Source organism: Nakamurella alba, assembly GCF_009707545.1.
In the GTDB taxonomy this organism is placed as follows: Bacteria; Actinomycetota; Actinomycetes; order Mycobacteriales; family Nakamurellaceae; genus Nakamurella; species Nakamurella alba.
In genome coordinates this window covers 144,706-162,413 of sequence record NZ_WLYK01000002.1, presented here as the reverse complement: position 1 = coordinate 162,413, position 17,708 = coordinate 144,706, and the positions used below count along the sequence as shown (strand labels likewise).

The window sequence follows — 17,708 nt, the reverse complement described above, 5'->3', positions numbered from 1 at the left end:
AGCCGTCGCCGATCCCCTCCACCCCCGGTGAACTGCGCCGCCTCGCGGCCGCCGGCGGCCCCGCGAAGTACCACGATGCGAATGCCGCACGCGGCAAGCTGTTCGCCCGGCAACGGATCGACATCCTGGTCGACGAGGGCTCTTTCGTCGAGGACGGGCAACTGGCGAACGCGCTGGCCGACGGCCTGCCGGCCGACGGGGTGGTCACCGGGTCGGCCACCGTCGACGGACGGCCGGTCTGCCTGATGGCCAACGACTCGACCGTCAAGGCCGGGTCCTGGGGGGCCCGGACGGTGGAGAAGATCATCCGGATCATCGAGAAGGCCTGTGCTGCGGGTGTTCCGATGATCTACCTGGTCGACTCGGCCGGTGCGCGGATCACCGATCAGGTGCAGCTGTTCCCCGGCCGCCGGGGCGCCGGCAAGATCTTCGCCACCCAGGTGCGGGCGTCCGGGGTGATCCCGCAGGTGTGTGCGCTGTTCGGCCCGAGCGCGGCCGGTGGCGCCTACATCCCGGCGTTCTGCGACCTGGTGGTGATGGTCGAGGGCAATGCGTCGATGTACCTGGGCAGCGACCGGATGGTGGAGATGGTCACCGGGGAGCGGACCACGCTGGAGGAGATGGGCGGTGCCCGGATGCACACCACCGTCTCCGGTGTCGGCCATCTGCTGGTGTCCGACGAACCGGCCGCGCTGGGCGCGGTGCGGCAGTACCTGTCGTATTTCCCGTCCCGCTGCGACGGCCCGCTGCCGGCGACCGACCCGCGGCCGGCCGGGAAGGGCGACATCCGCGCCCTGGTGCCGGATTCGGAGCGGGTCGCGTTCGACATGCGCCGGGTGGTCCGGGCCCTGCTGGACGAGGACTCCTTCTTCGAGATCCACCCCGGTTGGGCCCGCGAGCTCACGGTCGGGCTGGGGCGGCTGGACGGCCGGCCGGTCGGGGTCGTGGCGAACAACTCGATGGTCCGCGGCGGCGTGCTGTTCGTCGACTCCGCCGACAAGGCCGCGCATTTCATCCAGCTCTGCGACGCCTTCGGGCTGCCGCTGGTGTTCCTGGCGGACGTGCCCGGGTTCATGGTCGGCACCGCGGTCGAGCGGCAGGGCATCATCCGGCACGGCGCGAAGATGATCACCGCGGTGGCCGAGGCCACCGTGCCGAAGGCCTGCGTGGTGATCCGCAAGGCCTACGGCGCCGGGCTGTACGCGATGGCCGGCCCCGGCTTCGACCCGGACGTCACCCTCGCCCTGCCGACGGCGAAGATCGCGGTGATGGGCGCCGAGGCCGCGGTCAACGCGGTGCACGCGCACCGGATCGCCGCGGTGGCGGACCCGGACGAACGGGCGGCGCTGGTGGACCGGCTGCGGCGGGAGTACGAGCGGGACATCGACCTGGTGCGGTTGGCCGCGGACCTGGTGATCGACGCGATCGTCGAACCGGAGGAGTTGCGCGGCGAACTCATCGCCCGGCTGGCCCTGGCCGCCGGGCGGGAACGTCCCCGGTACCCGCGGCGGCACGGGGTGACACCCGTCTGAGCGGCACCTCACCGGAGTCCGCGACCGCGGACCGTACGCTGTCGGCGTGACCGTCGTACTGGTGGCTGAGGACGACCCCGCGATCGCCGAACCGCTGGCGCGCGCCCTGCGCAAGGAGTCCTACCAGGTGGTGCTCGCCGAGAGCGGCGGTGCCGCACTGGCCGCGGCCACCGAGCAGCCGGTGAGCGTGATGATCCTGGATCTCGGCCTGCCCGGGGTGGACGGACTCGAGGTCTGCCGCCGCATCCGTGCCTCCGGCCGCCGGATCGCCGTGCTGATGCTGACCGCCCGGGCCGACGAGATGGACGTGGTGGTCGGCCTGGACGCCGGCGCCGACGACTACGTGGCCAAGCCGTTCCGGATGTCGGAGGTGCTGGCCCGGGTGCGGGCGCTGCTCCGGCGCAACGGGGTGGTGCTGCTGTCCAGCAACGGGGTGCTGCTGGACGCATCCGCCCGCAAGGTCACCGTCGCCGGCACCGAGGTCGCGCTCACCCCCAAGGAGTTCGACCTGCTGCACCTGCTGATGACCACCCCGGACCAGGTGGTCAGCCGCGAGGAGATCGTGGACGCGCTCTGGGGCGACCCGTCGGTGCTGAACTCCAAGACCCTGGACATGCACGTCTCCGGGCTGCGGCACAAACTCGCCGCCGGCCAGGAGGAGCCCCTGGACCGGCACGTCGCCACCGTGCGCGGTGCCGGTCTGCGGTTCAACGGCTGATCCGCGCCGCCGATGCGTCGCCGGGTCCTCGCGTCGATCCTGATGGTGATGCTGGCATCGGTGCTGGCGCTCGGGGTGCCGCTGGCGATCGTCTCCTACCGGCTGGTCACCGACGGGGTGCGGACCGACCTGCTGGGCCGGCTGGAATCGGTCGCCGGTTCGCTGGGGGAGCAGGCCGCCCTGCCGGAGCTCGATCTCGCCCCGTATGCCTTGCTGGTGCCCGACGGCGGCCTGCTGCAGGTCCGGATGTCCGGTGGCCGGGCGGGCGAGGTGCCCGGGCCCGGTTTCGACCCCGCCGTGCAGGAGCGGTTCGCCGAGGAGGTCTCGCTCTCGGGCGGCGGGTCCGTCCGGCTGTCGGTGCCGGCCGACCGGATCGAGTCCGAGCAGCGGACCGCGCTGCTGCTGGTGTCCGCCGCGGTGCTGCTGTCGCTGGCAGTCGGCGCCGGCATCGCCCTGGTGCTGGCCCGCCGGCTGTCCCGGCCGCTGGTGCAGGTCGCGGACCGGGCGGCCCGGCTCGGCGCCGGTGACTTCCGGCCGGTACCCGAGCGCTACGGCATCGCCGAACTGGACCGGGTCGCGGAGGTGCTGGACACCTCGGCCGGCGACATCGCGGCGCTGATCGGCCGGGAACGGGACCTGGTCGGCGACGTCACCCACCAGCTGCGCACCCGGCTGACCGGGCTGCGGCTGCAGGTGGAGGAGCTGGCGACGCAGCCGGACCCGGACCTGGCGGCCGCCGCCCGGGCCGCGCTGCAGCAGACGGACCAGCTGGTCGCGGTGGTCGACGACCTGTTGGCCACCGCCCGGGAGCGCCGGGCGGCCGGCGCCGAGCCGCTGCCGCTGGTCCCGCTGCTGGTCGACCTGGTGGACCGCTGGCAACCGACCTTCGGGGCCGCCGGCCGCCGGCTGGACCTGGTGACCGGCGCTGCCGACACCGTGGTCCGCGCCACCCCGGTCCGGCTGCGGGAGGCGGTGGAGGTGTTGCTGGACAACGCCTTGCGGCACGGGGCCGGAACGGTCACCGTCACCGTCCGGGACGGTGCCGGAACCGTCGTCACCGAGGTGGAGGACCAGGGCGGACCGATCACCCCGGGGTTGGCCGCGCACATCTTCGACCGCGGGATGTCCACCGCGTCCAGCACCGGGATCGGGCTGGACCTGGCCCGGGCGTTCGTCGAGTCCGACGGCGGGCGGCTGGAACTGCGTCGGCCGGCTCCGCCGACCTTCGCGATCTACCTGCTGGCGCACCGGCCCTGAGCGGCCGCGCACCCTTCCGGGTCAGCTGCCGGCGCGGACCGGGGGCTCGCCGCCGGTGCCCTGCTGCTCGTCGGCACTGCTGAGCTCGTCGGGGAAGACGAAGCGGCGGTACGCCCAGAAGCGGAAGGCCATGCCGATCAGCGTGCCGATGATGCTGCCGGAGACGAAGTCCGCGACGCTCACCGTGAGCCGCGAGTAGTCCGGCTGGCTGATCCCGATCAGGTAGTGCGAGATCCACAGCGGCACCAGGTTCAGCAGCAGGCCGATCCCGTTGACCAGGAAGAACAGCATGGCCTCGTGGTGCCGCTCGCGGCCGCCGCGATGGCTGAAGGACCACTCCCGGTTGAGGATGTAGCTGAAGATGGTCGACACCAGGATCGAGATGATCTTGGAGGTGATCACCTTCTCGTCCAGGATCGTGTGCGACAGGATGAGGAACAATCCCGAGTCGACGACCCAGGAGGACCCGCCGACGACGAGGAACTTCGCCAGCTCGCGATACTTCGGCGGCAGCACCTCGCGCACGCGCTCGACCAGATTCACCGGATCAGTCTAAGCCCGGAATCCACCCGTCGTGCCTGATCACAGCATCTGTCACACCACACGGATCACACACCGGCCGGAGCCACTGCACAGCGTGTCGCCGACCACCCGATCGGGTGGGGGACGGGGGTGGTGTGCTGCGGGAGGTGACGATCAGCCCGCGTCGCGGACGATCAGGATCGGCCCGACCCAGACGTCGTCGCGCCCGGAGGTGGTGAGCGCGAAGCTGAGCTGGTGGGTCCGGAAGCTCTCCGGCATGCCCGCCGTCACCACCGGATCGGCCGGGGTGGTGTCGAACGACCGGTCCAGGCCGGGCGCGGTGTGCACCAGCGAGTACCCGACCGCGGCGGGCCCGTCGTCGCGGGTCTCCACGCCCGTGGCGCCGGTCCGCTCGGTGCCCTGCTCGGCGAGCAGCACGCCCTGCGGGTCGCTCGAGTCCGACAGCCACTTCCGCGGGCCGGGATCCGGCGCCCACAGGGTGAACCACAGGTCGTCGATCGCCGCGCCGGCGTCGGCGACCCGGGTGTAGCGGCTGCCGCCGGTGTAGTTCGAGGTCAGCGCGCCCGGGTTGGCGGTGGTGACGGTGGTCGGCGACGCACCCGGGGTCACCCACAGCACGGACAGCGACCAGGCGCCGAACGGCGCGATGCCGGCCGCGGTGGTCCGGGCGTGCAGGTCGGTGACGGTGATCGTGTGCGTGCCCGGGGTGAGCGCGGCCGCCAGGTCCGGATAGGCCAGCAGGTCGGCGGACCGGACGTACATCTGCCCGCTGACGTCGACCGCGCTCGGCGGACGCACACCTGTCACGGTGACCGGTGCGCCGCCGTCGACGGAGACCGAGACGGTGGACAGGCAGCGGACCGCCGCGGTGCCGAGGGAGGTGGTCGGGGTGCTGCAGTCGGTGCCGGTGCGGCCGGGTGCGGCCGCGGCCCAGGTCAGGTCGGCGAACACGGCGGTGTCGTCGACGGTGAACTGGCGGGTGACGGTGGTCGGGGTGAGCGCCAGCGGGTCACAGGTGCCGCGGGCGTAGCCGCCGATGCACTCCATGGTCTGCGCGGCGGCCATGGTGCCGCCGAACGGCCCGGTCATCGACGGGATCGACGCCCCCGCGGCACGCGCGGAGATGCTCGCGCCGGCCTGCTGCGGCAGTGCCCGTCCGGTGTCCGTGCCGGTGGCCGGCAGCACCCGGCCGCCGGCGGACCGCGGGAGGGCGACGACCTGCAGATCGGCGGTCATGGTGCCGGAGGTGCCCGGGTCGCAGGTGACGGTCGAGGCGCCCACCGTGCAGGCCGTGCCGCCGGCACCCCGCGCCGAGGCGACGACCAGGCCGTCGGCGAGCACGGTCGGCAGGGTGGCCGGGCCGGGCGAGGTGACCGCCGGGACCGCGGGATCGACCTGCCACCGGACGGTGGCGGTGGTGCCGGCGTCGAGCGCGGGAGCGCCGCCCCCGGGCAGGGTCAGCGAGGAGCTGCCGTAACCGCCGACGACCGGGAGGTCGCCGGTGGTGCGCTGGCTGCGCCGGCCCTCCAGGGTGGCCGGCGGCGCGGCAAGGGTGCCGCGGGCGTCGGTCGCGGTGGTGACCTGCAGGGTCCAGGTGTCCACCGGGGCGTCGCCCAGGCCGAGCAGGGTCGGGGTGCAGCTGGTGACGTTCGGGCCGACGGTGCAGTCGGCGTCCGGGCTGCCGACGACGGTGAGGCCGGGGGTGATCGTGTTGACGAAGCTGACGACACCGGGATCGCGGACACCGGCACCCGGGGTGGCGGTGATCTGCACGGTGCCGTCGGCGCCGGCGGTCAGGCCGCCGGCGGTGGTGTCGGCGATGGTCAGCGCGTCGTAGCCGGTGCGGTCCGGGTCGGCCACCAGGCCGGTGTTGCCGACGCCGATCGGGGTGCTGCCGCCGTTGGCGACGGTCGCGGTCGACGGCAGGTCGTCACCCGGGAAGTACGAGGCGCGGGAGGACGGGTCGACGAAGACGGACAGTGCGAAGGACGGTGCGACACCGTCGGCGGGCACGCAACGGACGGTCCCGGACTCGACGGCGCAGCCGGCCGGCACGCCCTCGACGGTCACGCCGGGCGCCAGGTCGACCGGCACGGTGAGCACACCGGGGTTGCGGACGGCGCCGCTGACGGGCAGGCCGGTGAGGGTCACCGTGTCGGCGGTGCCCGGCCGGATCGGGGCGCCCGGGCCGGCCAGCACCACGTCGGCGTAGGCGCCGAGCGGCGAGGCCGCCACGGTGACCGCGTCGGTGAGTGCGACGGACCGTCCGGCGGGATCGGTGGCGGTGGCGGCGATGTCGCCGGCCGCCCCGTTCACCGCGCGCACGTCGACGGCCACCCCGCCGCCGGCCAGCGCGCCGGCGGTGCAGTCCAGCAGGGTCTGCTCGGCATCGGCCCAGCTGCAGCCGGCACCGGGCAGGTCGACGATCCGCAGACCGCCGCCCACCGCCGCCGGCAGCCGGATGGTGCCGGGGTCGGTGACCCCGGTCCGCAGGTCGGCGGTCAGCCGGACCCGGTCCAGCGCCGGCGCGCCCAGGTCGGTGCCGACCATGCTCACCGCCTGGTAGCCGGCCGGGATCTGGACGGGGGTGCTGGTGGTGCTGCCCGCGGCGGTGGTGGTGGCGCCGAGGGTGATGTCGACGGTGCCGGAGGCGGTCGTGGTGTCCGCGGTCACCGGGAAGGTCAGGGTCAGCGTCGAGCCGGGCGCGATGGCCGGTAGCACGCAGGACAGCGTCTGCGCCGGGACGGTGCCGGTGCACGTGACCGGGTCCCCGGGGGCGGCCCCGACGAACGGGGTGGCGGCGAAGGCGGACACCCCGCCGCGCAGCGCGGTGCCGGTGGACGAGCCGGGCGTGGAGACCAGCAGGCCGGAGCTGGCGGACACGGTCAGCGGGCGGCCGTCGGAACTGTTGACCGGGCCGGAGTTGGTGATGGACATCGACAGCGACCCGGTACCGCCGCCGGCGATCACGGTGCCCACCGCGGGCGAGCCGGACACGGCCACCCCGGCGTCCGGATCCGGCGCGGGGCCGGTGGGCGTGGTGGTCCCGGGGTCGGTGGGTGTGGTGGTCAGGTCGGTCGGTGTGGTCGGGCCGGTCGTCGCGCCGGTCGGCGCGGTGCTGCCGGCGGTGTCGGTCGCCGACGGGCCGGTCCCGGTGAGGTCGGTGGCCGTCGTGGGCGCTGTGGGCACGGTGGTGCCGGTCGGGATCCCGGTGTCGGTGACCCCCGGGGGCAGCACGGGCACCGTGGGGGCGCCGTCGGTGGCGGTCGTCGCCGTGGTGACTGCGGTGTCGGTGGCGGCGGTGCCGGTGGTCCCGACGGTTCCGGTGGTGATGACGGTGCCGTCGGTGGTGATCACCGTGGTGACCGGCAGGCCGTCGGTGCCGGTCACCACGGGGCCGGGAACGCCGCCGGTGTCGGTGCCGCCGGTGGCCTGGGTGCCGCCGGTGCCGGGGGTACCGGTGACCGCTGTCCCGCCGGTGGCGGTGCCCGGCACACCGGTGGTGATGCTCTGCGCGACGCCCGGGTCGTCGACCGCGGCCGGCGGGGTCCCGCCACCGCTCAGGCTCAGCGTGACGACGGCGACGCCGACCGCGACGACCGCGGCCGCGCCGGCGAAGACCGCACCGCCGGCACCGGCCACCGCGGCGACCACGGTGGCCAGGATCCCGGACGAGGCCGCCGCCGCGGCACCGGCCCCGACCCCGGCCGCGACGGCGGCCCCTGCTCCCACGCCGGCTGCGACACCGGCCGCACCTGCTCCGGCCGCTACCCCCGCTCCGGCCGCGACACCCGCGCCGGCGGCTGCGGCACCGGCCGCGCCGGCTCCGGCTGCTGCGGCTCCCGCTCCGGCCGCTGCTCCGGCTCCGGCGGCGGCACCGGCGCCGGCCGCTCCTGCTCCCGCCGCTCCCGCACCCGCCGCTGCCCCGGCGCCGGCCGCGCCTGCGCCTGCCGCGCCGGCAGCTCCCGCGCCGGCTGCCGCTCCGCCTCCGGCGGCGCCTGCTCCTGCGGCCCCTGCTCCGGCGGCGGCACCCGTGGTGCCGGTCGCTCCGGCTCCGGTGGCCCCAGCGGCAGCCCCGGTCCCGGCCGCGGCACCCGTCCCGGCGGCCGTGCCGACCCCGGCGCCCTGCGCACCGGTCAGTGCACCGACCTGCAGCAGCGGGGCGACCGGCCCGAGGGTGGCCAGGTAGCCGACGGCGCCGGCGCCCAGCAGCAGCGGGGCCAGCAGGGCGCGCAGCCCGGTGTTGATCTCGGCGAGCTCGGCGGCCAGCGCGCCGCACCGCTCGCAGGTCTCCAGGTGGGCGTCGACCTGGGCCTTCTCCCGCTTGGACAGGCCCCCGCGGGTCCACGCGCCGAGCCGGTCGACGGTGGTGCGGCAGAGCTCGGCGCCGGTCTCGGCCAGATGGGCCTGCAGGTACGCCTCGCGCAGCCCCTCCCGGGCACGGAACGCCAGGCTGGACACCGCGTTCGGTGCCATGCCGAGCAGCACCCCGACCTCGGCCGCGCTCTGCCCCTCGACCTGGGTGTGCCACAGCACGGTCTGCCACCGCTCGGGCAGCCCGGCGAACGCCCGCGCCACCAGACCGTTCTCCAGATCGGCCAGCACCGGGTCGTCCTGCTCGACCGCGGTGTCGTGGGTCTCGATCTGGTCGGTGAACTGCAGCCGCTTGTCCTTGCGCGTGCGGTCGTACGCGGTGTTCCGGACCGTGGTGAAGAGGTAGGCGCGGAAGGCGGTGTCGGGACCCTTGCCGTCCAGCAGGCCGTCCAGCACGCGGGCGAAGGCCTCGGAGACCAGGTCGTCGGCCTCCGCCGCCGAATGGGCGAACTGCCGGGCCAGGGTGCCGGCGGCGGACGCGTGGCGCGAGTAGAGGTCGCCGAACGCCTTGCGGTCACCGGCGCGCACGCGGGTGATCAGCTCGGCGTCGCTCGCCAGCTGCGCGTGATCGTGGCCCGTGGTCACTGTCCGCTCCCCAATTGCTACTTCTCCGTCACTTCGGCACGGCCGCGGCCCCGCCTGAACCCACCCGGACACGCAGGCGGTGCCGTTTCCGGCGCCGTCCGACCCTGCTTGCTGATGCCGAGCTGAGGGGTTCAGTTCATTGTGAGGCCTGATCGCTCCGCTGACTTCTACACGGTGTGATCACTTGGCTCACTATTGTGACGATCAATGGAGTGAAATTCGAGCGGTGTCACTCGTTCAGCCCAACCACGGAAGATTCTGCAAAGTTTTCCTGCGATCTGCGTGACGATCGCCGGGCCGGGACGTCCCTTTGCTGCACGACACGGACAGGCGGCTCACGGGCCGCGACAACCGCAGCGATCGGTACTCGTCGGGGACGGTCATCGATCCGGGACGCGTCACCGGCACCACCGGGAGGAACGGTGCACAGGTGACGCTGAAGGAGACACGAACATGGGACGGCCGGTGACATCGGGCAGCTCGGAGCTCCACGACGAGTGGCGGCTCCGCACCACTTCGTTGGCGTGGACCTTCCCGGCCGACTGGGAGGACCCGGCGGTCGAGGCACTGTGCGAGGCGATCGACGAGGGCGGCAACATCTGGCCCGCCGCCGAGCGGCTGGGCCGGGCCCGCGCCGCCGCCGGTGTCTCGCTGGCCGAGGCCCTCGCCGACATCGACGTCCTGGCCACCATCACCGATCCCCGCTACACCGAGAGCCTGCGCCGCGCGGTCTCCCTGGGCTGGGCGGACCGTGTCACCGCGCCGCCGGCCGCCGTGTCCGACCCGCTGACCGGCCTGGTCACCCCCGAGTACCTGAAGGTCCGGCTGGCCGAGATCTACCGCGCTGCCGAGGTCGAGGGCGGTGCGGTCCCGGACAGCAGTGCCCTTGTCGTCGTCCGCCTCGACCTCACCGACCGCACCGGCTGGCAGCGGGTGCTGCCGATGATCCTGTCCGCCGACGTCATGCGCTCCGTCTTCGACGGCGGCCGCACCCTGGCCCAGCTCGGGCCGTCCGTCGCCGTCGTCCTCACCGACCGCGATGCCGTGCTCGCCCGCCGCGCCCGGCTGCTCGCCACGATGATCGGCTCGCAGCTCGCCGTCGACCCGGCCGCCTCCATCCCGGACCCGCAGGTCTGGATCGAGAACCTGCCGCCGACCTACAACTCCGCCCTCGACCTGCTGGGCGAACTCGGCCGCTGAGGCCGCATCGAGACGCCATCGGTGACGATCGGAATTCCCGGTCCGGTCGCAGCCGATGACGAGGGAGCCGGGGCGTGCGCCCCCCGAAGCGCACGCCCCGGCCTCCACCAGGACGGCACCTGCCCGATCCCGCTGCGAAGACGCGGGTGATCGCGCCCACCCCCACCCTCCTGCGGTCGGGGAGCCCGGATCCGGGCCACTACTCTCGTTCCTCGTGGATCCACGGACCGGAATGCCCCGCGTCGGCATGGTGGGCGGCGGGCAACTGGCCCGGATGACCCACCAGGCCGCCGTCCCCCTCGGCCAGACGCTGCGCGTGCTCGCCGAGTCGCCCGACGACTCCGCCGCCCTGGTCACCCCCGAGGTGGAGATCGGCACGCACACCGACCTGGAGGCGCTGACCCGGTTCGCGCAGGGCTGCGACGTCGTCACCTTCGACCACGAACACGTTCCGGGTGAGCACATCCGGGCCCTGGTCGCCGCCGGCCACCTGGTGTACCCGGGCGCCGACGCCCTGCAGTTCGCCCAGGACAAGGCGCTGATGCGGGAGCGGCTCGCTGCGCTCGGTGCGCCGGTGCCGCGGTACGCGGTACTGCCCGGCGCCGCGGACCGCGATCCGGCCGCGACCCTCGCCGCCGTCGTGGACTTCGCCGCACCCGGTTGGCCGGTCGTGCTCAAGACCGCGCGCGGCGGCTACGACGGCCGCGGGGTCTGGGTGTTGCAGGACGAGCCGGCGGCCGCCGCGCTGCTCGCCGAGCTGGGCCCCGGCACCGACCTCGTGCTGGAGGAGCTGGTCCCGCTCGAGCGCGAGCTCGCCGCCGTCGTCGCCCGGTCCCCGTTCGGGCAGGCGGCCGCGTGGCCGATCGTGGAGACCGTGCAGGAGAACGGCATCTGCGTCGAGGTGATCGCCCCGGCACCGGATCTCGACGGCAGGGTGGCAGCCGCCGCCTCCCGCCTCGCACTGCGGATCGCCGGCGAGCTGGGGGTGGTCGGGGTGCTCGCGGTGGAGCTCTTCCAGGTGCCGGTCTCCGACACCGCGCCGGACGGCATCCTGGTCAACGAACTGGCGATGCGGCCGCACAACTCCGGCCACTGGTCGATGGACGGCGCCGTCACCGGGCAGTTCGAGCAGCACCTGCGGGCGGTGCTCGACTATCCGCTGGGCCGCACCGATGCGCTCGCGCCGTGGACCGTGATGGGCAACGTGCTCGGCGGCCCGGCCGACGGGGCCGGCGCCGGCATCGGGATGGACGAGCGGGTGCACCACCTGTCGGCGCGCTTCCCCGAGGTGAAGGTGCACCTCTACGGCAAGGCGTTCCGGCCGGGCCGCAAGCTCGGTCACGTCAACGTTCTCGGGTCCGACCTGGCGCGGCTGCGCCGCACCGCCCGGCTGGCCGCCGACTGGCTGTCGACGGGGGAGTGGACGGACGGATGGGACCCGCACACCGCCGCCACCACCGCGGCGGTCCCGTTCATCGAGAGGACCGGCCGGTGAGTACAGCGAGCACAGGCAGTGCTGATCGCCCCGTGGTCGGGCTGATCATGGGCAGCGACTCCGACTGGACCGTGATGAAGGAGGCCGCCGAGATCCTGGAGGACTTCGGCGTCCCGTACGAGGTCGGCGTGGTGTCCGCGCACCGCACCCCGGAGAAGATGCTCGACTACGCCCGCACCGCTCTCGACCGGGGGATCCGGGTGATCATCGCGGGCGCCGGCGGCGCCGCGCACCTGCCGGGCATGGTCGCCTCGGCCACCGTGCTGCCGGTGATCGGCGTGCCGGTCCCGCTGAAGTACCTGGACGGCATGGACTCGCTGCTCTCGATCGTCCAGATGCCCGCGGGCATCCCGGTCGCCACGGTGTCGATCGGCGGGGCCCGCAACGCCGGGCTGCTGGCCGTGCGGGTGCTGGCCTCGGCCGGTGACGACCGGGGTCGGGAGCTGGCCGGCGAACTCGCCGCCTACCGGGACGACCTGCAGGCCATGGTCGCCGCCAAGGACGAGCTGCTGCAGCGGGCCGTCCGGGAGCCCGGCACCACCTGACGGGCCGGACCGCCGATCGCTGGTTAGGATGCAAGTTACCGGCCGGTAGCGAACCCTGAGCGCGAGGGCCCCGTCCCGATGAGGTGGCACTGTGTCCAATCCTGAGTCGTCGAGTCCCGAGTCCGAGCTGTTCGCCCTGTCCGAGGATCACCGCGCTGTCCGGGAGGCGGTGCGGGAGATCGCGGTGAAGGAGATCCTGCCGTTCGCCGCGGAGTGCGACGAGCAGGAGCGCTACCCGGTCGAAGCCGAGAAAGCTCTGTCCGCTTCGGGTTTCAACGCGGTGCACGTCCCGGAGGAGTTCGGGGGTGCGGGGGCGGACGCGGTGGCGACGGTGATCGTGATCGAGGAGGTGGCGCGGGTGTGTGCGTCGTCGTCGTTGATCCCGGCGGTGAACAAGTTGGGGTCGATGCCGATCATCCTGTCCGGGTCGGCGGAGCTGAAGGCGAAGGTGTTGCCGTCGGTGGCGGCGGGGGAGGCGACGATCTCCTACGCGCTCTCGGAGCGGGAGGCGGGCAGTGATGCGGCGGCGATGCGGACCCGGGCGGTCGCCGACGGGGACGACTGGGTGTTGAACGGCACGAAGTGCTGGATCACGAACGCCGGGGTGTCGGCCTGGTACACGGTGATGGCGGTGACCGATCCGGACAAGAAGGCGAACGGGATCTCGGCGTTCGTGGTGCACGAAGATGATCCGGGTTTTGTGGTGGGGACGAAGGAACGGAAGTTGGGGATCAAGGGGTCGCCGACGCGGGAGATCCATTTCGAGAACTGCCGGATCCCGGGGGACCGGATCATCGGGGAGCCGGGGACGGGGTTCAAGACGGCGTTGGCGACGTTGGATCACACGCGGCCGACGATCGGGGCGCAGGCGGTGGGGATCGCGCAGGGCGCGCTGGATGTGTCGGTGGACTATGTGAAGCAGCGCAAGCAGTTCGGCAAGCACCTGGCGGAGTTCCAGGCGCTGCAGTTCATGATCGCGGACATGGCGATGTCGATCGAGGCGGCGCGGACGCTGGTCTACCAGGCGGCGGCGGCCACCGAGCGGGGGGATGCGAACAAGGGGTTCCTGGCGTCGGCGGCCAAGTGTCTGGCCTCGGACACGGCGATGAAGGTGACGGTGGATGCGGTGCAGCTGCTGGGTGGTGCGGGGTACACGCGGGACTTCCCGGTGGAGCGGATGATGCGGGACGCGAAGATCACCCAGATCTACGAGGGCACCAACCAGGTGCAGCGGTTGGTGATGGCCCGCTCACTGCTCCGCTGAACATCGCTGATCTGGTTCAGATCTCGACCGTGACCTGCTCGCCGTCGGGGACCGGGACGCCGTCGGGTGCGAGCAGCAGCGAGCCGTCGGCGAGCAGGGCGCCGAGCAGCAGTGGAGCGAGATCGGTGACGGCGCAGGGGGTGCGGGCCGCCACTCGTGCGGCTGTGCCCCAGCTCGCGGCGAGATCCGCTGCGGCGGCGAGCAGGTCGTCACCGGTCACGGCGTCCAGCGCCGGCGCCGGCGCCGACAACTCGACCCGGCCCGCTCCGAACCGGTCTGCCTGCGGCATCGCGGCGGTGGTGAAATCCCGCTGATGGGCGGCGATCCCGGCGGACGGCAGGCCGAGCGGGTGGGCGGTGACCACGAACACCTCGTCGGCGGCGCCGACCGCGGCGTCGGCACCCTCGGGCACGAAGGCCGCGACCGCAGCGGGATCGTCGTCGGTGCCCACGGTGAGCCCGGCCCACCAGCAACCGAGCAGGATCGGTGCGGTCTGCCACGACCGGTCCAGCAGCACGGCGGCGACATCGCCTTCTGTGGCGCCGATCTCGTCCCGGAGCAGCCCGGCGACCTTGGCCGCCAGGTTCGCCAGCGAGGCGGTCGACAGCTCGGTCCGGGCGCCGTCGGCGCCCAGTACGGTCAGCCGGGGACGGTGCGGGTCACCCTGCTGCAGCGGTCCGAGGATGCGACCGGTGACACCGCCTAGTTCACGCACGGCACTGTGCTCGCATTCAGGTCGGCGCCGGTGGGCGTGGTCTCCTCGACCACCAGCGGGGCGGGGGCGGACACCAGGGCGCGGCCGGGGGAGCGTAGCCCGCTGCCCGTCGAGTCGGTGCCGACGACGACCACCACGTGGCCGGCCTCGACCGAGGCGTCCTCGCTGAGCTCGCCGAAACCGAGGGTGTCCAGCACCTGCTGGGCGGCGGCCTGGCCGCCCTTCGGGTAGGCGATGGTGGTCACCGCGTGCTGGTTGCTCTCGTCGATGTCCGGCGCATCGGCGTTCTGGCCGCGGACGAAGCCGGCGGCCGCCAGGGTGTCCATCACCGGGGTGCCGGCGGTGGCCGCGGCGGTGGCGTCCTGCACGTCCACCGTGACCGAGGAGGGGTCGAACGCGGCCGAGGTGGTGGCGGCGCCGGAGGCACTGCCGGAGGATGCGCCACCGGCCGACGACCCGCCGGACAGGTTGGCGAAGAACTGCTTGATCACCGCCGGGTCGGTGCCGAGGGCGTCCTTGCCGGCCGCGTCGGGGTCGGTGGTCGCGCCGGTGGTCGGGATCGTCGTGAAGTCGACGTTGCCGCCGGACAGACCCGCCATCTGCGAGGCGAAGGTCAGCAGGTCGAAGTCCTTGTCCAGTACCAGCGCCTTGCTCGCCGCGTCCATCAGCGAGGACAGCTTGCCGGGCGAGGTCAGGGTGCCGGCCGACAGCATCTTCTGCGTCGCGCCGGACAGGAAGGCCTGCTGCCGGCGCACCCGGTCCAGGTCACCGCCGGGCAGGCCGTGCCGCTGCCGGACGAACGCCATCGCGGCGCTGCCGGACACCTCCTGCGGGCCGGCGGCGAACTTCGCCCCGGAGAACGGGTCGTCGACCGCGGCGTTCAGGCACACCGGCACGCCGCCGATGGCCTCGGACAGCGTGTAGAAGCCGATCAGGTTCACCTCGGCGTAGTGGTCGATCTTCAGCCCGGTGAACGCCTGCACGATCTTGACCAGCATGGTCCGGCCGGCCTCGCTGGACTGCCGCTCCCGGGCCGGGCTCGCGCCCTCGCCCTGCGCGGCCAGCGTCTCCTCCGTGTAGAACTTCGCGGTGCCGTAGAAGGAGTTGATCTTGTTCGGCTGGTAGGTGCCGAAGGTGCCGTCGTCGTACGGGCCCTTCACCACCGAGGTGACGGTCTTCGGGATCCAGGTGTCGCGGGGGAGGGAGACCGCGGTGGCCCTCCCACCGCCCTCCGGGATGTGCACGACCATGATCGTGTCGGTGTTGACGCCGTTCGACTCCTCGGTCAGCACCTGGGAGAGCTGCTCGGCGGTCAGCGGGTTGCCGTCGGCGTCGGTCCGCGCGTCGGAGCCCACCAGCAGGATGTTGACACCGCCGCGGAAGCTCACCCCGGCGTCACCGGCGTCGGCCACGCCGTTGGAGTCGGCCACCGCGGTGGAGGCGTTGTCGGCGAGAAAGTAGAAGAAGCCCGACGCCACCAGCACGACCAGCGAGACCGCCGCGGCCAGGATCCGGCCGGCGACGAGCCCGCCGGAGGTGCGGTGCGGGGTGCCGGGGACACCGGCCGGGGCCGGTCGCCGCCCGGGACCGCCGGGCGGCACCGGGCCGCGGGGCCCCTGCCGACCTCCGGGCTGCTGGGGTCGTCGAGCCGGCTCGCCCGGATCGGGCATCATGCCCGCCGGCATCACGGCGGTGTGCGGGTGCGCGTCGATCTCCGACCAGGCGCTGCCGGGCCGGGCCGCCGGGGTGCGGGGATCCCGCGGCAGGTTGCCCGGGGCGAGCGGGTTGCGGCGCTGCTGGCCGGCCGGGCCGGCCGGACCACCGGACCCGACAGGTCCGGGCTGCGGTCCCGAACGGCCACCACCCTGCGGGGGCTGCTGGTTGCGCAAGCGGGGATCCTGCGGCCGGCCCTGCTGGCCCGGTGCGCCCTGCTGACCCGGTGCGCCATGCTGGCCCGGCCGGCCCTGCTGACCGTGCTGGCCCTGCTGACTGTTCCGGCCGCCGCCCGGCCGCTGCTGCGGACCGGAGCCCTGGGCCGAACCCTGACCCGGACCCTGCCCCTGACCACGCCGCGGGTCGCCGCCGGGTCGGTCCGGCCGGCGCGGACCCTGCCGCGGGTCGTCGGGCGGTGGGGTCATCGGGCGGCCTTCCATCCTTGTCGTCACGAGAGGTGCTGCTGACAGGTCCTGCGGTGGTGCGTCCGGCGCGGGTGCGCCGGTGCCCCTGCGGGAGCGGCACCGGGACATGCGGTGTCCGAACAAGGACGGTCGTCCGGTCACCTGGTTGCCCCGGATCGAGGGTAGGCGGGGACGCCGTTGCGTAGCGGTAGGGCGCGGGGGTGCAGTCCGTTCGTGTCACCCCCCGTCGTCCGGTGTCGTCCGGTGCCATCCCCGACGGATGTGACCGGTTCTGCGTCCCTGCTGTTCCACGGGATGGGGGGATCACCCGCCGGATACGGCACAATGACCGACCATGCGCATCTTGGTCACCGGCGGCGCCGGCTTCATCGGTTCGGCGTTCACCCGCAACGTCCTCGCAGATCAGTACCCCGACCTGGTCGGGGCCGAGGTGATCGTGCTGGACAAGCTGACCTACGCGGGCAACCTGGCCAACCTGACAGATGTCGAGGACAGCGACCGCTACGAGTTCGTCCAGGGCGACATCTGCGATCCCGAGCTGACCGCCGAGCTGGTCGGCAAGGTCGACGCGGTGGTGCACTTCGCGGCCGAGTCGCACGTCGACCGGTCGATCCTCGGCGGCGCCGACTTCGTGCTGACCAACGTGCTGGGCACCCAGACCCTGCTGCAGGCCGCGCTGGCCACCAAGCTGCAGAAGTTCGTGCACGTCTCGACCGACGAGGTGTACGGCTCCATCGACGAGGGGTCGTGGGACGAGCTGCAGCCGCTGGAGCCGAACTCGCCGTACTCCGCCGCCAAGGCCGGGTCCGACCTGATCGCCCGCGCCTACGCGAAGACCCACGGCCTGCCGGTGGCGATCACCCGGTGCTCCAACAACTACGGGCCGTACCAGTTCCCGGAGAAGGTCATCCCGCTGTTCGTCACCAACCTGATGGACGGGCTGAAGGTGCCGCTGTACGGCGCCGGCGCCAACGTCCGGGACTGGCTGCACGTCGACGACCACTGCCGAGGCATCGCGCTGGTGCTGTCCAAGGGCCGCGCCGGCGAGATCTACAACATCGGCGGCGGCACCGAACTGACCAACGCCGAGCTGACCGAGAAGCTGATCGAGGCCACCGGCCGCGACGAGAGCTACATCGAGCGGATCCACGACCCGCGCGGTGGCGGCCACGACAAGCGCTACTCGGTGGACATCAGCAAGATCGCGAACGAGCTGGGCTACCAGCCGCTGGTGCCGTTCGACCAGGGCCTGGCCGACACCATCAAGTGGTACGCCGACCACCGCGACTGGTGGGAGCCGCTGAAGGCCCGCTCGGCCATCGACCGCTGAGCGCAGGGACAC

The 17,708-nt window shown here is 73.4% G+C and carries 12 protein-coding genes; 8 read left to right on the top strand and 4 right to left on the bottom strand.

All coding sequences use genetic code 11. The annotated features are described in order from the left end of the window. Nucleotides 1-11: 11 nt before the first annotated feature. The 3 genes from GIS00_RS09325 to GIS00_RS09315 are packed head-to-tail and all read left to right on the top strand — an operon-like array spanning nucleotide 12 to nucleotide 3,507. A complete protein-coding gene (locus GIS00_RS09325) occupies nucleotides 12-1,532 on the top strand; it encodes an acyl-CoA carboxylase subunit beta (RefSeq protein WP_407666826.1) in 1,521 nt (506 codons plus the stop codon). Between the two features lie 46 nt (nucleotides 1,533-1,578). Continuing rightward, the gene (locus GIS00_RS09320) at nucleotides 1,579-2,250 is read left to right on the top strand and encodes a response regulator transcription factor (RefSeq protein WP_322097771.1); all 672 of its coding nucleotides are present in this window, start codon (nucleotides 1,579-1,581) and stop codon (nucleotides 2,248-2,250) included. Nucleotides 2,251-2,262: 12 nt separating this feature from the next. Further along, nucleotides 2,263-3,507: a sensor histidine kinase gene (locus GIS00_RS09315; protein ID WP_154768159.1), complete on the top strand. Its 1,245-nt coding sequence runs from the start codon at nucleotides 2,263-2,265 to the stop codon at nucleotides 3,505-3,507. Between the two features lie 21 nt (nucleotides 3,508-3,528). Here the strand turns inward: GIS00_RS09315 and GIS00_RS09310 are convergent, their stop codons facing one another. Both GIS00_RS09310 and GIS00_RS27440 read right to left on the bottom strand, forming a co-directional pair. Beyond that, entirely contained in the window at nucleotides 3,529-4,050 is a 522-nt protein-coding gene (locus tag GIS00_RS09310) for a GtrA family protein (protein WP_322097770.1), read from the bottom strand. 153 nt (nucleotides 4,051-4,203) lie between these two features. Then, the gene (locus GIS00_RS27440; RefSeq protein WP_322097769.1) at nucleotides 4,204-9,009 is read right to left on the bottom strand and encodes a sigma-70 family RNA polymerase sigma factor; all 4,806 of its coding nucleotides are present in this window, start codon (nucleotides 9,007-9,009) and stop codon (nucleotides 4,204-4,206) included. A gap of 453 nt (nucleotides 9,010-9,462) precedes the next feature. Here GIS00_RS27440 and GIS00_RS09300 point away from each other — a divergent pair, with 453 nt between their 5' ends. The 4 genes from GIS00_RS09300 to GIS00_RS09285 all read left to right on the top strand — a co-directional run bounded on the left by GIS00_RS09300 (nucleotide 9,463) and on the right by GIS00_RS09285 (nucleotide 13,513). After that, entirely contained in the window at nucleotides 9,463-10,209 is a 747-nt protein-coding gene (locus tag GIS00_RS09300) for a GGDEF domain-containing protein (RefSeq protein WP_154768158.1), read from the top strand. A 214-nt stretch (nucleotides 10,210-10,423) separates the two neighbouring features. Continuing rightward, a complete protein-coding gene (locus tag GIS00_RS09295) occupies nucleotides 10,424-11,704 on the top strand; it encodes a 5-(carboxyamino)imidazole ribonucleotide synthase (RefSeq protein ID WP_322097768.1) in 1,281 nt (426 codons plus the stop codon). A gap of 47 nt (nucleotides 11,705-11,751) precedes the next feature. Further along, nucleotides 11,752-12,249 (top strand): 5-(carboxyamino)imidazole ribonucleotide mutase, encoded by a 498-nt coding sequence (gene purE, locus GIS00_RS09290; RefSeq protein WP_154768341.1) that lies wholly within the window; start codon nucleotides 11,752-11,754, stop codon nucleotides 12,247-12,249. A 91-nt stretch (nucleotides 12,250-12,340) separates the two neighbouring features. After that, on the top strand, nucleotides 12,341-13,513 hold the full coding sequence (locus GIS00_RS09285) for an acyl-CoA dehydrogenase family protein (RefSeq protein ID WP_322097766.1): 1,173 nt from the start codon (nucleotides 12,341-12,343) through the stop codon (nucleotides 13,511-13,513). Between the two features lie 16 nt (nucleotides 13,514-13,529). On the opposite strand, the gene GIS00_RS09280 is transcribed toward GIS00_RS09285, so the two are convergent. After that, nucleotides 13,530-14,228: a TIGR03089 family protein gene (locus GIS00_RS09280; protein WP_154768157.1), complete on the bottom strand. Its 699-nt coding sequence runs from the start codon at nucleotides 14,226-14,228 to the stop codon at nucleotides 13,530-13,532. Then, a complete protein-coding gene (locus GIS00_RS09275; RefSeq protein ID WP_196073199.1) occupies nucleotides 14,216-16,366 on the bottom strand; it encodes an LCP family protein in 2,151 nt (716 codons plus the stop codon). The genes GIS00_RS09280 and GIS00_RS09275 overlap by 13 nt, the downstream gene beginning before the upstream one ends. 334 nt (nucleotides 16,367-16,700) lie before the next feature. On the opposite strand from GIS00_RS09275, the gene rfbB reads away from it, so the two are divergent. After that, nucleotides 16,701-17,696, top strand: coding sequence for a dTDP-glucose 4,6-dehydratase (gene rfbB, locus GIS00_RS09270; protein WP_154768155.1), 996 nt, complete (start codon nucleotides 16,701-16,703; stop codon nucleotides 17,694-17,696). The last annotated feature ends 12 nt before the right edge of the window (nucleotides 17,697-17,708 follow it).

Bases quoted from the DNA above. Each gene is read 5' to 3' on its own strand.
- GIS00_RS09315 (WP_154768159.1), top strand. From the start codon at position 2,263: ATGCGTCGCCGGGTCCTCGCGTCGATCCTGATGGTGATGCTGGCATCG.
- GIS00_RS09300 (WP_154768158.1), top strand. From the start codon at position 9,463: ATGGGACGGCCGGTGACATCGGGCAGCTCGGAGCTCCACGACGAGTGG.
- purE (WP_154768341.1), top strand. From the start codon at position 11,752: ATGGGCAGCGACTCCGACTGGACCGTGATGAAGGAGGCCGCCGAGATC.
- GIS00_RS09275 (WP_196073199.1), bottom strand. From the start codon at position 16,366: ATGACCCCACCGCCCGACGACCCGCGGCAGGGTCCGCGCCGGCCGGAC.
- rfbB (WP_154768155.1), top strand. From the start codon at position 16,701: ATGCGCATCTTGGTCACCGGCGGCGCCGGCTTCATCGGTTCGGCGTTC.